General features: G+C 68.3%; 15 protein-coding genes. 1 reads left to right on the forward strand and 14 read right to left on the reverse strand.

Annotated features, from left to right (window positions below; translation table 11 throughout):
• From AC5P6H_RS12330 to AC5P6H_RS12340, 3 genes are all read right to left on the reverse strand, one after another.
• On the reverse strand, positions 1 to 2,289 hold a 2,289-nt coding region (locus tag AC5P6H_RS12330; protein ID WP_495202759.1), incomplete at its 3' end, for a fimbria/pilus outer membrane usher protein.
• A 92-nt stretch (positions 2,290 to 2,381) separates the two neighbouring features.
• The gene (locus AC5P6H_RS12335; RefSeq protein ID WP_014645904.1) at positions 2,382 to 3,110 is read right to left on the reverse strand and encodes a fimbrial biogenesis chaperone; all 729 of its coding nucleotides are present in this window, start codon (positions 3,108 to 3,110) and stop codon (positions 2,382 to 2,384) included.
• Between the two features lie 85 nt (positions 3,111 to 3,195).
• Entirely contained in the window at positions 3,196 to 3,735 is a 540-nt protein-coding gene (locus AC5P6H_RS12340) for a fimbrial protein (RefSeq protein ID WP_014645903.1), read from the reverse strand.
• A 458-nt stretch (positions 3,736 to 4,193) separates the two neighbouring features.
• Here AC5P6H_RS12340 and AC5P6H_RS12345 point away from each other — a divergent pair, with 458 nt between their 5' ends.
• A complete protein-coding gene (locus AC5P6H_RS12345; RefSeq protein ID WP_014645902.1) occupies positions 4,194 to 4,559 on the forward strand; it encodes a hypothetical protein in 366 nt (121 codons plus the stop codon).
• Positions 4,560 to 4,575: 16 nt separating this feature from the next.
• Here AC5P6H_RS12345 and pncB read toward each other — a convergent pair whose 3' ends face one another.
• From pncB to xpsH, 11 genes are all read right to left on the reverse strand, one after another.
• The gene (gene pncB / locus AC5P6H_RS12350; RefSeq protein WP_014645901.1) at positions 4,576 to 5,757 is read right to left on the reverse strand and encodes a nicotinate phosphoribosyltransferase; all 1,182 of its coding nucleotides are present in this window, start codon (positions 5,755 to 5,757) and stop codon (positions 4,576 to 4,578) included.
• Positions 5,758 to 5,858: 101 nt separating this feature from the next.
• A complete protein-coding gene (locus tag AC5P6H_RS12355; RefSeq protein ID WP_014645900.1) occupies positions 5,859 to 6,698 on the reverse strand; it encodes a glycosyltransferase family 2 protein in 840 nt (279 codons plus the stop codon).
• Positions 6,695 to 7,546, reverse strand: coding sequence for a glycosyltransferase family 2 protein (locus AC5P6H_RS12360; RefSeq protein WP_049442169.1), 852 nt, complete (start codon positions 7,544 to 7,546; stop codon positions 6,695 to 6,697). The genes AC5P6H_RS12355 and AC5P6H_RS12360 overlap by 4 nt, the downstream gene beginning before the upstream one ends.
• Before the next feature lie 619 nt (positions 7,547 to 8,165).
• Positions 8,166 to 10,373 carry a type II secretion system secretin GspD gene (gene gspD, locus AC5P6H_RS12365; protein ID WP_014645898.1) on the reverse strand — a complete coding sequence of 736 codons (2,208 nt, stop codon included), beginning with the start codon at positions 10,371 to 10,373 and terminating at the stop codon, positions 8,166 to 8,168.
• Positions 10,374 to 10,382: 9 nt separating this feature from the next.
• Positions 10,383 to 11,171, reverse strand: coding sequence for a type II secretion system protein, XpsN-like (locus AC5P6H_RS12370; RefSeq protein WP_014645897.1), 789 nt, complete (start codon positions 11,169 to 11,171; stop codon positions 10,383 to 10,385).
• Positions 11,161 to 11,868, reverse strand: a complete 708-nt coding sequence (gene gspM / locus AC5P6H_RS12375; RefSeq protein ID WP_288496538.1) for a type II secretion system protein GspM — start codon at positions 11,866 to 11,868, stop codon at positions 11,161 to 11,163. The genes AC5P6H_RS12370 and gspM overlap by 11 nt, the downstream gene beginning before the upstream one ends.
• Entirely contained in the window at positions 11,849 to 12,994 is a 1,146-nt protein-coding gene (locus AC5P6H_RS12380; protein ID WP_288496491.1) for a PilN domain-containing protein, read from the reverse strand. Before AC5P6H_RS12380 ends, gspM begins: the two co-directional genes overlap by 20 nt.
• Entirely contained in the window at positions 12,991 to 13,854 is an 864-nt protein-coding gene (locus AC5P6H_RS12385; protein ID WP_046428741.1) for a type II secretion system minor pseudopilin, read from the reverse strand. Before AC5P6H_RS12385 ends, AC5P6H_RS12380 begins: the two co-directional genes overlap by 4 nt.
• Positions 13,851 to 14,483 (reverse strand): type II secretion system protein J, encoded by a 633-nt coding sequence (locus AC5P6H_RS12390; RefSeq protein ID WP_049404741.1) that lies wholly within the window; start codon positions 14,481 to 14,483, stop codon positions 13,851 to 13,853. Before AC5P6H_RS12390 ends, AC5P6H_RS12385 begins: the two co-directional genes overlap by 4 nt.
• Positions 14,480 to 14,899: a type II secretion system protein XpsI gene (gene xpsI / locus AC5P6H_RS12395; RefSeq protein WP_075076486.1), complete on the reverse strand. Its 420-nt coding sequence runs from the start codon at positions 14,897 to 14,899 to the stop codon at positions 14,480 to 14,482. Before xpsI ends, AC5P6H_RS12390 begins: the two co-directional genes overlap by 4 nt.
• Positions 14,896 to 15,390, reverse strand: coding sequence for a type II secretion system protein XpsH (xpsH, locus tag AC5P6H_RS12400; protein WP_014645891.1), 495 nt, complete (start codon positions 15,388 to 15,390; stop codon positions 14,896 to 14,898). The genes xpsI and xpsH overlap by 4 nt, the downstream gene beginning before the upstream one ends.
• Positions 15,391 to 15,396: the final 6 nt, after the last annotated feature.

The raw sequence follows: 15,396 nt of genomic DNA on the forward strand, positions 1-15,396 counted from the left end.
GAAGCGCAGGTAGCTGATGGCACCGGCGAACGGCGCGATGGACTGGCTGGTGCTTTCCAGTTCGACGTCGTGGGCCATGCCCTGCGGATCGAGGGTGACGGTGTTGAGGCGGTACGGCGACACGTACGGCACCACGGCGTAGCCGCGGCCATCGACGCGCAGGCCCGGCGCGTTGCTGACGATCGCATCGCGCGCGCCCGGCGCTTCGACCAGCACCATGGTGTCGCCGCGCTGCGGGGTGAAGGTGAAGCCGCCCGGATGCACGACCACGCTGCCGTTGGCACCGACCGACGCCTGGCGGAAATCACGCGAGTGGCTGAAGGTGGCGTTCAACGCCGAGTAGCGGCTGCGGTACTCGGCATTGCCGACCGCAGTGGTGCCACCCTCGCGGGAATCGGACAGGGCCACGCCGTAGCTGAAGTTGTTGTCGACGCCGGCCGAACCGGTGATGCCGACGCGGCTGTTGTCGTAGCCACCGCGGTCGCGCGCGCCAAGGTCGGCGCTGAACGACACCGGGTGGGTGCCCCGGCCCAGCGGCACGCTCATCGACAGCAGGTACTGGGTATCGGAACGGCCGAGCACGCCTTCTTCGGTGCGCAGCGCCGAGAAACCGTAGTTCACCGAGCGCCAGGCGTTGTTGTAGCCCACCTGGTACTGCTTGGAGGTGCCGGAACGGTCGTAGAAGTCACGCACCGAGCCGGTCACGTACAGCGCACCGCCACGTCGGCCCAGCGGCTGGTTCAGCGTTACCTGGAACTGGCTGCGCTGACGGCCACGGGTGGTCGGATCGATGCCGCGCTTGTCCGAATCACGGCCATACAGCGCGTCCTGCAGGCTGTAGAAGCCTTCAGTGGAGTAGCGGTAGGCGGCCAGGGTCAGGTTGGTCCCGGTCTCGCCGATCATGTTGCTGTAGCTCAGCCGCACACTGGCGCCGGTATGGCTGCCGTAGTGGTCGAACGAGGTCCGTGCATGGGTGACGTCGGCAGCGAAGGCACCGACGCGCGTGGACAGGCCGACACCGTACAGCAGCGACAGGTAGCCTTCGCTCAGCGCGCTGCCGCCGTACAGGGTCAACTGGTTGCCGATGCCGCGCTGGTAGGTACCCTGCACCAGCCACGGCTCATCGGCCAGCAGCTTGTTGCGCACCTGGCCGGCGGTCAGCGAGTAGCGCGACACGCCTTCGCGCAGCATCTGCGGCACAGAACCGAACGGCACCTTGAATTCGCGGCGGCGGCCGTCGGCCTCGATCACGCTCACTTCCAGGTCGCCGCCGTAGCCGGTCGGGTACAGGTCGTCGATGACGAAGCTGCCCGGCGATACGGTGGAGGAGTAGATCAGCTGCTGGTTCTGGCGCACTTCGATGCGCGCGTTGGTTTCGGCAATGCCGCGCACGACCGGCGCGTAACCGCGCAGCGAATCGGGCAGCATGCGGTCGTCGCTGGCCAGGCTGGCACCCCGGTAGCCGATCGAATCGAACAGCTCGCCCGTGGTGTAGGCCTCACCAATGGTGAGCATGCCGCGCACCTGCGGGATGCCGCGCTGCGCATAGGTGGCAATGCTCTGCCAGTGGCGGCCGTTGCCTTCGGACCAGGTCAGGTTGGAATCGTGGCGGAACTGCCAGCCTCCCAGGTTCAGGCCGGCGTTGAGGCCGAGGTAGGCGCTGCGATTGCGCTGCCCCCCTTCAACACGGCTGTCGCTGTCGATGGCGTTGAAGCTGTAGCCGACGAAGCCAGCGTTGATGCCGCGGTCCCACAGCGACGGATTGACGTAGCCGCGCGCCTCGCGGCGCAGGAACACCTGCGGGATGCTGAGGTCGTAGCGCAGGTTGCCGCTGTCATAGATGCCATAGGCATTGGCCATGCGCCGCTGTACCGGCACGCAGCTGTTCGTGTCGGTCGGCAGCGTCGGGTCCTGCTGCAGCAGCACGGCCTCGCTGTCCACACCCATTTCTTCCAGCATCGGCAGCGGCAGGCAGGCGTCGACGCGGCCCTGCTCATCGGCCTTGAACTGCAGATCGCGACGGCCCTGCCAGCCACCGTTGACGTAGACGTCGACACGGTAGGTGCCAGCCACCATCGGGTTGCCATTGGTGAAGGAGGCCAGGTCGACCTGCTTGGCCTGGCCGGAGAGGAAGCTGGAGTTGAACTGGGCCGACTCGGGTGCACGCGCATTGGCCGCACCGCTCTGCGCCATCAGCGCCTGTTCGCCGAGATTGGCCGGCGCAGCCAGCGCCCATCCTGGGCAGGCCACGCCAGCAACCAGCAGGCAGATCGCCTGGTGGATCGACAATGTCAATCTGTTTCCGATCACACTGACATTCCTTCAATTCGCCGCACGGCGGCGGTGGCGGGATGCGCAGGCCCATGGCCGGCGCGGCGCGTTCAGCCCCCGGTACTGCCGAGGCGGACCGTGTGCTCCACCCGACCGCCGTAATCGTTGATGGTGATGAAGCGCACCTGGTCGGAGCCCGCCGGTGCGGTGAACTCCAGGCTCTGCTTCGGCGCGACCATGGCGCCCTTGTCCTCGACGGTCTTCTCGCTGCTGCCGGTCACGGCATGCACTTCGGCCAGCGTGACGTGGAAGGGGCTGGGGTTTTCCACCCGCAGGCGATCGCCCGTGCGGGTCCAGCGCAACGCTGCCGGCGCGTCGTTGGCGACGCCCTTCAGGCCCTGCGGCCGGTAGAACAGTTTCAGGCGCGAACGGAACGCGACCTGCAGGTAATTCTGGTCGCCGCTGTCGGCGTTGTCGGGCGACGGCGGCACATCCAGCACGTTGAGCCAGAACACCGACTCACGGTCGGTCGGCAGCTGCGCACCGGAGAAGATCACGCGCAGCGCCTGGCTGCGGCCCGGCTCGACACGCGCGATCGGCGGCGTCAGTACAAACGGGGCGTCGCTGTTGTCGGCGGTCTGGTTGGCGTCGCCGCTGTCGATCCAGGCCTGGACCAGCGCCGGCGAATCGCCCACGTTGTCGACCTGCACGGTCACTTCGCGCGCCTGCGCCGGATAGATCACTCGCGTGCCGTTGACCACCACGCCGGCCAGAGCGTTCTGGCAGAAGGGCAGCGTGAACGCTGCCAGCAGCAGCGCCCGGGGAAAGATTGCTTTCATCGGAAGTACTACGCTCGAGGGGTGTGGCCAGGGGCCGCGAAGCACTGGCCGGCGCGTACGCCGGCCAGTGCGGGTACGACGACGATCAGTTGTAGATGATCGTGTACTTGACGCTGCTGGTGACGTCGCCCGGGGTGGCGGCGGCAGTGGCGTAGTACTCAGCGTAGTAGTTCAGATCGGCCGAGCCGTCGGTGCCGACGGTGACCCACTGCGAGTTGGTCTGCGCCAGGCCAGCGCCGGCAGCCTTGATCGGCAGGAACTGGTTGTTCGAGCCCAGCAGCTGCAGCTGCACGTTGGTGGCAGCGTTGGCCGAGGCCTGGTTGACCAGGCGGCCGCTGTTGAAGTCGACGGTCGAACCCGGCTCGAAGTAGGTGGCGACGTTGCCGGCGCTGCACTTGGTCAGGTTGATGGCGAACGGGGTACGGCCCGCAACGGCACCGGCGGTGGCCAGGGTGTTCTTGGACACGGTCGGCAGGGTCACGGCGAAGTCCTTGCCGCCCGGGGTCGAGATGGTGCAGGTCTTGTCGGTCACCTTGCCATTGAAGGTGATGGTGCCGTCGGCGGCGTTGGCGGCCAGCGGAGCGGCGGCCAGCATCAGAGCGGCAATGAGGTTCATCTTGTGCATTCGCTTTTACCTAACCCTACTGAAGAGATGAGAAGTAGAGGAGGAAGCAAGGAGCACTGCCGGGCTAACAAGACCCATCCTTGCGTCTCACCTGTGGCCGGACTCGGACATACCCCTCCCTGAATCCGTGACGCAAGTATAGGCACAACTGTGATGAAAGTCTCATTATTTTTCTGAACGCCAATTCATTGACGCATTAAATGTGACGTGCTATGCGAAATCACAGCCTCGGGGTGCGGGGGATTTGACGCGGGGCCCGGTCACGCTACAAACGACTGGGGATGTCGCATTGCGCGACGCGTTCGGCACGCGCGGAAACAGGCATTTTTCAGGGGAATTTGGCTTCTTTGATGCGCATCACTCTTTCTTGGTGATGGCCCTAGCAGATTCGGAATCGTCCTATTAAAGGTTGATCGATCCTGTCGCTAACTAGGACACACCGAACCAGAGAACGTGTCATGAGGAACTCCATTCTGCTGTGCGTGGCCCTGATGTCCGTCAGTGCGCTGGCCCAGGCCAGCAGCGGCAGCATCCGTTTCAGCGGCCGTATCGCCGAGCCGGGCTGCACGACGAACCTGTCCCAGGGTGAGCTGAGCCTGGCGGCCTGCCCGCCGTCGGCCAAGGGTTCGACGGTGGCCGTGACGGCACTGGCCGATGGCCAGGCGGCGACGCTGCGTGACGGCAAGCGCCAGGGCCAGAAGCTGTCGGTGTCGGCCAGCGCGATGCGCGCCGGCGATATCGCCTTCTCCGAGCGCTACAGCGTGCAGGCTTCGAAGCAGCAGCCGCTGCAGGGCGCCTACCTGGTGGTCGTCGACTACCTGTAAGCCCTGCAGGCCAGTATTACTCCGGCTGCGGCAATTCGAACACCTGGCGCAGGTAGGCCAGGTAACCCGGGTCGTCGCACATGCTCTTGCCCGGCGAATCGCTGAGCTTGGCCACCGGCTGGCCGTTGCAGCGGACCATCTTGATGACGATGTTGAGCGGCGTCGGGCCCAGGTCATTGGTCAGGTGGGTGCCAACGCCGAACGCGACCTGGCAGCGACCGCGGAAGTAGTCGTACAGCCGCATCACCTTGGCGATGTCGAGCCCATCGCTGAACACCAGCACCTTGCTGCGCGGATCGACCCGGCGCTGCTGGAAATGCGCCAGCATGCGGTCGCCCCAGTCGAACGGATCGCCGGAGTCATGGCGCACACCGTCGAACAGCTTGCAGAAATACATGTCGAAGTCGCGCAGGAACGCGTCCAGGCCGACCACGTCGGACAGCGCGATGCCAAGATCGCCGCGGTACTCGCGCGCCCACGATTCCAGTGCTGCCACCTGCGAATCACGCAGGCGCGGGCCGAGCGCCTGGAACGCCTGCAGGTACTCGTGGGCCATGGTGCCGTGCGGGGTCATGCCATACAGGCGCGCGAAGTGGACGTTGCTGGTACCGACCAGCTGCGGGCCAAGCGCGTCGCGCAGCAGCGGCAGCAGGCGGGCATGCCAGTCACGCGAGTAGCGGCGGCGGCTGCCGTAGTCGGCGATGCGGCAGTGCTCGAAACCGGGGGTATCGCGCAGCAGCGCGGCCTTGGCCTGCAGGCGGCGCTCGCCTTCGGCGAAGTCGGCCGTGGTGGTGTTGCGGAACCAGACTTCGTTGATGATCGCCAGCAGCGGCACTTCGAACAGGATGGTGTGCAGCCACGGGCCGGTGATGTCCAGCTCGATCTCGCCGGGCACGGCCGTCGACGCACGCAGCTGGATGTACTTGCGGTCCAGATGGAACAGGCCGAGGAAATCGGCGAAGTCCGGCTTCACGAAGCGCAGGCCACGCATGTAGTCCAGTTCCGCGTCGCTGAAACGCAGGCTGCACAGGTGGTCGATTTCCTCATCGATCTGGGCGATGTAGCTTGCCAGGTCGATGCCGGGGGTGCGGCACTTGAACCGGTACTGCACCTGGGCGCCGGGGTGCTGGTGGAGCACCGCCTGCATCATGGTGAACTTGTACAGGTCGGTGTCGAGCAGGGACTGGATGATAGGCATGGGGCGGATTATGCGCCCGGCGGAGTGAACCGTGGGCGCGGCGAGTGGAGCCACACCACGCGTGGATGCCCCTATCCATGCAGCCGAGCGTGGGCTCGGCTCTACAACGACCTGCGCAGCAGGCGCGGCACCAGCATCAGCGCATGCGCCCAGATCGCAGCCCATACCGCCGCGCGCACCGGCAGCGAACGCTGCCTGGCCTCGAACTTCTGGAAGTAACGCCACAGCCCCCTGTGCTTGTGCCATTCCACGAAGAACGGCCGCGAGCGGCTGGAGACACCGCGCACATGGGTAACCTGCAGGTCGTTGGCGATCGCTACCACCGCGCCGGCTTCGCGCGCGCGCCGGCACAGGTCCAGGTCCTCGGCGTGCAGGCGATAGCCCGCGTCCCAGCCACCGATACGGTCGAACAGCGCGCGCGGCATCATCAGCAGTGCGCCGGACAGTGCCGGCACCCGCTGCAGTGCCTGGTGCGGCTCACGCGGAACCGCCAGCTTCGAGCCCTTGCCGGGCGAACGCAGCATCCTCAGGAAATCCGGGTCGCGGCGGCGCACCGCCTCGTCGGCATGGCCATGCTCGTCCACCTGTTCAACGCCCAGCAGGCAGTCGCCCAGCGCTTCGGCGCGGGAGCGCAGTTCGGCCAGCGTGTCCGGCTCGACCATCAGGTCCGGGTTGATGAAGGCCAGCCACGGGCTGTGCGAGTCGGCCACGCCCTGGTTGTTGGCGGCGGCGAAGCCGGGATTGTCCGGGTTGCCGACGAAGCGCACGCGTGGATCGTGGCTGGCATGCCGCTGCACGATGTCCAGGGTGCCATCCAGCGAACCATTGTCGATCACCCGGATCTCGGCCACATCCTGCGCCTGGCGCAGGCGCGAGAGGCAGGCATCGATGGTGCTCCCACTCTGGTAAGTGACGACGATGGCGGCGATGGCAACATTCAAACGGGTGGCTCCGGCACTGACGGGACGAACAGGTCGCCCTGTTCCTTCGGCATTATCGCCTGCCGCATGCGCTGCTGCAGGTCGGCGCGCAGCCCGTGCAGCGGGTCGTGCATCAGGAAATCGGCCAGCCGCGGTACCCAGGCCGGCCAGCGCGCGGCCAGGGCCTCCAGATCGCCATCGCGGCTGACCGCCTCCCCTGCCCGGCTGACGAAGGCGGTCTCGCACAGCACGTTGCGCCAGCCAAGGCCGGCCATGCGCAGGCTGAGGTCGACCAGTGCCGCGTTCCAGCCAGCGTAGCTGTCCACGTCCAGGCCGCCGGCGCGACGGCGCGCGTTGCCGCGCACCAGCACCGCGTGGGTGACCGCCGATGGCAGCTCCGGGTGCAGCGTCGGCAGCGTCGCGCAGGTGTGCGCCAGCAGGACCGGGTCCTGCGGCTCGGGATTGATCTCGCCCAGCCGTGGCCACGCGGCGGTCTCGCCGGCATTGCACCAGGGGGTTGCGGTGGCGATCGCGGCATCGCGGGCGAAGGCATCCTGCAACTGCTGCAACCAGCCGGGTGATGGCACGCTGTCCGGCGCCAGCACGGCCACGTCCAGGCCATCGCAGGCGCGCAGCATCTCGTCCAGATGGGCGACTTCGCCCAGTGGCCGCGCGCGCCGGGTGTACTCGGCCTGCAGCGGCGTATGCGCCAGCCAGTGTTCCACCACCGCCTGCGCGCGTGGCCCGGTCTGTGCGTCATCGGCCAACCAGACCGCAGTCCCTGGCGCCGTGCCGACATCCAGCGCGGCCAGGCAGCGGTCGAGTGCGGCATCGTCCACGCACAGCGGCAACAACACGATCGCCCCCATCCCGCCTCCGTGGTTGTCGGTGGCCACAGCGTAGCACCGGGAGGGTATCGGCCGGGTTGCACCCGGCACCCGCGGAGGCTGGAGCTGGAGCCGAAGCCGAAGCAACAGCAGAAGCCGGCTATCCGTGGGATGGCGGGGGGGGTCCGGTTGCGGGAGACGCTGCAAGTACGTCCATGTAAGCTCGGTCGCCGCATCCATGCGGCTCACGCCCCCGCAACCAGACCCCCCCCGCCTTCGACAGATTTCTGCGATCTGTGGGCAAAGCCTGGGGTCAGATCCGTTTTCCAGAGGAAAACGGATCTGACCCCATTTTCTGATTTCGAAATCTGACAGACAGTCATCCACGCATGGCGTGGATCGTGTCGACCAAGGTCGACACCTACCAACAGCCGCGGGAGTCTGTCAGAGGTGGGTCGGCGTGGGGTGGCAGGACCGTTGGCGCCATGAATGGCGCCATCGAGCCCCCAGGGACGGGTTTACGGCGTGTCCTGCCACCCCACGCCGACCCACCCTCCCTCAGTAAACCCGCTGTTGCTGTTGCTGTTGCTGTTGCTGTTGCTTTGGCCGTTGCCGTTGCTCCGGCCTCGGCGGGTGCCGGGCGCCGCCCGGCCGTAACCCCTTACTTCTTCGCGCGCGGCTGGTTCAGCGGCTCCATCGCGCGGAAGCGCTTGCTGTACTCGTCGGTCAGGTTGCGCGATTCCTGGCTGTTGCGGACGATGGTCGGGGTCAGCAGCACGATCACTTCCGAACGACGGCTGGTGCGGGTCTTCTGCCCGAACAACGCACCGACCACCGGAATCCTGCTCAGCCCCGGGATGCCGCTGCTGCCGTCGGTGGCCGAATCGGTGATCAGGCCCGCCAGCATGATGGTGTCACCGCTCTGCACCGCCGCTTCGGTAGACAGCTTCTTGGTCGAGATGCGCGGGTTGCAGTTGCGCTCGGTCGGGTTGCAGGCCTCCGGCACGTCCGAGGCGCTGCTGACTTCCTGCACGATGTCCAGGAACACGGTGCCGTCGCGGGTCACGCGCGGGCGCACCTTGAGGATCACGCCGGTGTCGATGTACTGCACCGAGCTGTAGGTGCTGGTGCCCACGCCGGTGTTCACCGTGGTGGTGTTGATCGGCACCTTGTCGCCGACGTTGAGCGTGGCCTCGGCGTTGTTGCGGACGAACACCGACGGCGTCTGCAGCAGGCGCAGGTCGGTCACCTTGTCCAGTGCACTGACCACCGCGGCCGCGTTGTGGCCGGTGAAGGCCCAGCCCACACCGTCATTGCCGGTGACGCCGCCGGCGAAGGTGTTCCACGAACCACCTGCAGCCGGCGGCAGGGTCAGGCCCGCCAGGGCTCCGGTGAGCGCGCGACCGGCCACGGCATTGTCGAAGAACCAGTTCACGCCGTACTTCAGGTCACCGGTCAGCGCGACTTCGGCCACCTGTGCCTCGATGTGCACCTGCAGCGGCATCACGTCCAGTTTCTCGATCACCTCGCGGATCGAGCGCCACGCCTGCGGCGTCGAGCGCACCAGCAGGGTGTTGGTTTCCTCCACCGCCGACACGCCGACGCGGTCGCCCTCCACTTCCAGGCTGACACTGACGTTGCCGGGCTGGCGCTGCGGCAGGTTCAGGCTGCCATTGCTGCTGCCACTGCCACTACCACTGGTTCCGCCCAGCGTCGAACCCAGGTTGCTGCTGCTGTTGTCCATGCCACGGTCGCCGTCGCCGCCCAGCTGCGACGGAATGGCGCCCGGTGCCAGCGAGGCCGGGCTGGAGCCGCCGCGGTTGCCACTGCTGGCGAAGGCCTCGCTGAGGCGCTCGGCCAGGTCGCGCGCCTTGATGTAGCGCAGCTCGTAGGAGAACAGGCGGGCGCTGCCACCAGCGGTGTCGATGCGATCCAGCCACTGCTGGATCTGGTCCAGGTAGCGCACCTGCGGCGTGATCACCAACACCGCGTTGGCATTCTCCAGCGGCAGGAAACGGAACATGCCGGCGCTGGGCGTCTTGCTCTCTTCGCCGAACACCTTTTCCAGGTCGGCCGCGACCTGCTCGGCCTTGCCCGACTGGATCGGGAACACGCCCACCGACATGCCCGACAACCAGTCGACGTCGAAGATCTCGACGGTGCGCAGGTAGTTTTCCAGTTCCGCGCGGGTACCCCCCAGGGTGATCACGTTGCGGCCACTGTCCACGTTGACGATGGCGTTGGGGCGCGCGTACGGCTCCAGCACCTTCTTCATTTCGGTGGCGGAGATGAACTGCAGCGGGACCACACGGACTTCGAAGCCGCGTGCGCTGGCCGCGGGTGCCGTGCTTGGCGCGACCGTGCCGGCCAGCGCCTGGTCGGCGGCGACGATGTTGTAGCGCCCACCGCTGTAGACCATCCGCGCGTTGTTCCAGCCCAGCACCATCTCCAGCAGGTTCAGTGCCTGCGCCGGCGATACCGGCTTGGGCGTGGCCAGGGTGACCGTGCCCTGCACGCCTGGCGCGATCACGTAGTTCTGGCCAAGCATGTCACCAAGGATGGCCTTGACCACCGCATGCAGCGATTCGCCTTCGAAGTTGAAGGTCGCCTCGCCGGTACTGGCACCGTGCAGCGCCGGTGCCGGCGCACGCGCGGCCTCGCGGTTGATCATGGTGCCGGTGCCGCGGCGGATCACCGCCTGCGGTGCCCCCTGGCTTTCACGGGCGGCATCGGCAGCGACATCGGCCGCCTGGCCGGCGTCGGCGCTGGGCGACAGATTGCCGTTGCGCTGCACGTGCGGCGCGGACACCGTACTGCAGCCGACCAGCAGCGCGAGGGCAAAGGACCAGGGAAGAAAACGCAGGTTCATGCATTCACTCTATCGGTTGGTGCCATCGCCCGGGGGCGGCGACGGTTGTTGCTGCTGTTGCTGCAGCTGGCGGCGGCGGGCCTGGATGCGCTCGCGGATGGCCTGCATCTGCGCTTCACTGGGACCGTTGTTGTTGGCCGGTGGGGTTGTTGCAGCGGCCGCCGCAGGCGCTGGTGCATTGCCAGCGGGCGACGGCGATGGGATTGCCGCGGGCGGTGGCGGCGCCGGCGGAGCGCCCGCCGAGGGCGGCACCACGATCGCACCTGCAGGCGGTGCGCCGTTGGCACCGCGCAGCACCGTCGGCGGCTCACCGCCCTGGCCGTTGAACACCGCCAGTTCCAGGACCTGGTTGCCACCGGGGCCGATCACCGTCGCCTGGCGCGGCTGCAGCGCCACCAGCTGCCAGCCATCCACGGCTTCGCCGTTGAGGCGCAGGCGCAGCGAGCGGTTCTGTTCGGTGGTGAACGTGGCCATGCCGAAATCGCCGGTCAGCAGCACACCGGTGAGGCGCAACGCGGCGCTGGCCGCCGGTTCGCTGCCACCCAGCAGATAAGGCCGCGGCCTGCGGTCTTCGGCGAACAACGGGCGCTCACCGATCGCGCTGTAGCTGTCGGCGCTGGCCATGCGCTCGGCCGCCAGCGGCGGCAGCGATGGCAGCGATGGCGCGGCGTCGGCATCACCGCCGGCACCCGGCAGCTGGCTGCCCAGCCCGAAGCCGGTCGCCAGCCAGACGGCGGCCGCCCAACCGGCCAGCGCCAGCAGGAAGCCGGTACGCAGGCTGATCTGCTCAAGCTTCATCGGCCACCTCCTGCCCTTCGGACGGGGGCGCCGGCTGCGGCGCAGGTACGGCCTCGGCCGGCGACGCGGACGGTGCCGGTGTCGCAGCGGGCGCCGGAACCGTGCCATCGGCGGCAGCGCCCGGCAGCAGATAGCCGGCCAGCTCGAAGGACACGTCCAGGCCCAGCCCCGATTCGTTCGGTGATTGCTGGAAGCGCTGCGCGATCAGGTTGAGGTTGTCGACGAACAGGCGTGGGCTGCCGGTTTCCAGGCTGTGCAGCACGGTGGCCAGTTCGGCCACCCCGCAGCGCAGGCGCACCTGCATGGCGACGCGCACGAACTCGGCGTCGCGCCGGTTGTCGGTCAGCGGCGTGCGGTTGCTGATGGTGCAGCTGCGGTTGCCCGGGCTGGCCATCGCCACCGCATCCTGCAGCCGGGCGCCCAATGCAGCGGCGGCAGCTTCGGCAGTGGCTTCGCGCAGGAAGCCTGGCCGCTGCTGCAGTGCCTCGCGGGTAGCGCGAAGGTGCTGTTCGATCTGCGGCTGCTGCTGCAGCTGCGCCTGCACGCGCGACTCGCGTTCGCGCAGGGCGGCGACATCGGCATCGATCGCACGCAGCGGCTGGGTGAACCAGGGGTGCACCAGCAGCAGATAGGCCAGGCCCAGCACTGCCAGCAGCAGTGCCAGCGCCAGCCAGCGGTCACGGCGTGCGCTTGGCATCGGCATCGGCCGCCTCCGGAGTTGGTGCGGCGGCCGGCAACGGCTGCAGTTCGGCGGTCATGGTGAAGCGGTCGCGGCCACTGGCCGCGCCATCGGCCTGCAGCACCCCGGTCAGGTTGACCTTGCGCCACTGCGGTGCGTCCTGCAGCAGCTGCACCAGCTGCGACGCCTCGCGGCTCAGGCCGATCAGCTGCAGGTTGTTGTTCTCGATCGCCAGCTTCTCCAGGTAGGTACCTTCCGGCAGGCGCCGGGTCAGTTCGTTCCAGATTTCAACGGTGCCGGCGCGCTGGCTGCGCTGCTTCTCCAGGAATGCGGCGCCATCGATCAGCGCCTGCAGCTGCGCGCGTTCGCTGGCCACACCTCGCGCACTGCGCGCGCTGCGCTCGACCTGTGCACGCAGCTCATCGGCGGCGGCCTGGCGGTTGTCGAGCAGCTGCACCGCGGCCAGTACCAGCATCACGACGGCAGCCACTGCCAGCAGCAGGTTCCAGCGTCGCATCGGGTCTGGCCGCAGTTGGCGCTGCGCGGGAGGCAGCAGGTTCACCTGCAGCACGTTGCCCTGCGCATCGATGGCATCGACGCCCGCCAGCGCATCGGCCCATGGGCCCACACCAGTGCGCCATGCGTCCAGCTGCCGCAACGGCCACGCCACCAGTTCGACCTGCAGCTGGCCCTCGCCGCCCGCGCCGAGCTCACGCACGTCATAACTGACCTGGGATGATTCGAACGGGGTCTGCCGGTCGATCTCGAAACCGACCACGGCGCGCAGGCGGTCGGCCGCTGCGGCAGGCAGGCGCAGGCTACGCCGCAGGACGTCCGTCGCCGGCAGCAGCCACACCCGCGGCAGAGTACGCAGGCGAGGCTCCAGCACGCGGTCCAGCTCCACCGGCGACAGCGGCCACGGCAGGCGCGCCACCGCTTCGCGGCGTTCGCCGGCTTCACGCCAGACCTGCAGCTGGTCGCCCTCGTGCTGCAGCAGCAGGCGTGCCTGGCCCCAGCCCAATGCCCATTGCCAGCGCACCGGCACCCAGGCCAGCAGCGACTGCCGCCACCAGCGCAGGAAACGGCCGGCGCCCGGGCCGATCCGGCCCTGCACCTGCCGCAGACTGTCCTGCCACGCCGTCATCTTGCTGTCATTCCCTGCTCCCAGCGAAGCACTGTGTAAGTCCGCCCGGGAACCCCGCCCGAGCCACTGCGTACCACTGCCTGCAACACCGACCTGCGTCCACTGCCGTCGATGGCACCGGACTCGATACTATAGGTGCCGCTGCTGCTGGCAAGCGTTGTCGTGCCGCCAGCGGAATCTGCATCACGCTCCTGCTGTGCGCGCTGCGCCATCACACTGTCCGCATCCAGGCCCAGCGCGGTCAGCACCGGCGCGCTGGCGAACTGCGGATCCGGCCGTGCCTGGCGGCTGTAGAGGGTCAGGTGCGGCAGCATCGCCCGGTACAGGGGTCCGCGCATGCCCAAGACCCGCTGCAGCTCGCCCAGGGTCTCGAAGCGCTTGTTGCGTGGGCCGTAGGGCAATCCGGCTGCGGCGTAGTCCGGCGCTTCGGCGCCACCGCCCGGTTGCAGCAGGCTGTCCTCGTCGCGCCAGTCGATGATGGCGCCGGCCAACTGCCGGGCCTGTGCATCGTCTTCGCCCAGCGCCTTGAGGAAGGCGGTCAGCAGTGCGGCGTCGGCCAGGTTCAGGTTGATCTTGCCGTTCTCGTCCAGCACCTTGATCTCGATGCTGGCGTCGTCGAACTGCCAGCGGTAGGTACGGCCATCGGCACGCCAGGGCGCCCGTTGCGGATCGGCTGACAGGCGCAGGAGGGCATATTCGAGGCCGGCGCGCGCACGTTCCTGCCCGCGTGCATCGTCATCCAGCACGCGCTGCTGCAGGTGCTCGACCCGTGCGCTCAGCGCGAACGCACCGACCAGCGCCGTCATCAATGCGATCAGCCACAGCACCAGCACCAATGCCGCCCCGCGCTGACGGCTCATCGCGTGCCTCCACTGCCACCGGCACGCAGCGCCACCACCAGTGGCGGCCACGGCGCGCCCCGGGATGGCACGATCTGGATTTCCACCAGCATCGGCAGGCGGCGGGTGTCATCCCAGCGCGGCAGCCAGTCGGTCACCTGCCCGGTGCTGGCATCGATGCCGCGATAGCGCAGCTGCACCGACTTCAGGTTGTCCACCAGCACCTCCGGCGGGCGCGGCGGATTCTCGGCGATGCGCTCGCCTTCCTGCAGCAGCACGAGGTCCAGCAGCAGGCGCTGTTGGCCACCGCGTCCGTCCACCTGCAGCGCGTGCAGGTAGGGGCCGCCACGGCCGAGGTAACCGGGCAGGTCGGCGGCGAACAGCATGCGTTGCTCCTCGCCCTGGAAGAAGATGGGTTCGCGGGTGGGGTCCGGGGCCTCCAGCGGGGTGCGCAGTGCACCCGCCAGCTGCCTGCGCAGCAACGACTCGACCGCGCGCATGCGTTCGCTTTCAGCGGCGATCTGCTCGCCGCGCTGGCTGACCGCCATCGCCGAGCGCACGCTGGCAAAGGCCAGTGCCAGGCCACCGGCCAGCAGCACGGTGGCCAGCATCACTTCGACCAGGGTGAAGCCCGCGGCGCGCCGCTTCATCGCGCGTTCTCCAGGTCGGGCGGCAACAGGCGCAGGCTGCGCCAGTGCAGTTGTTCGCGCTCGCTGTCGCCCCAGCGCACCCGCAGCTGCAGCTCGGCCAGCCATGGGGTGCCCGCTGACGTGGCCTGCACGACGTTGCCGGCGCGTGGCTCGACCCACGGCTGGACCTGCAGCTCCCAGTGATAGCGCCCCTGTTCCCAGTCACCCTGCTGGCTGCCCACCTGCAGCGGCGCGTCGACACCGGCCTGGGCCAGCAACGACTGTGCATGCAGCACCGCACGCGTGCGCAGCTCGGCGTCACGTACCTGCTTCGCGCCACCGGACAGGCTGCCCAGCAGCAGGGTCAACGCCAGGCCCAGCAGGGCGAAAGCGACGATCACTTCCAGCAGGGTGAAGCCACGCGCGCGCCGCTTCATTGCGCCCGCCAGGGGCCGGAGCGGACCTCGCCGGTCAGCCAGCCGACGTCGACGCGCCATTCGGCACCGTCGCGCTGCAACCGGATACGGCCGCCGCTGGAGCCACCATCGGGATGGAACTCGATCACGCCCTGCCCCGCCGCGGTGGCCAGCTGTGCGGCACCTTCGAACTGCACCTGCAGCTGTGCCGGCACCTCACCGTGGCGCTGGTTGGCCCCCTCCCAGCGGCGCCGTGCCGGTTCGATCACGAAGCGCTGCGGTTCGCCGCGGGCGATCGCCTGCGCGCGCACCATGCGCAGCTGGCTGGCGATGTCCTTGCCGGCGCTGCGCAGCTGCATGCCGGCGAACCCGCGCGACAGGCCGGCGGCGGTGATCAGGCCGATCGCCGCGATCAATGCGATCACCAGCAGCATTTCCAGCAACGACAGTCCAGCCGCGCGCCTGCCGTGCAGGCGCGGGCGTGGCAACCGGCGCGGCAGGAAGTGCGTCATGCGCGG

The organism is Stenotrophomonas sp. YJH_SMC_110, assembly GCF_059369255.1.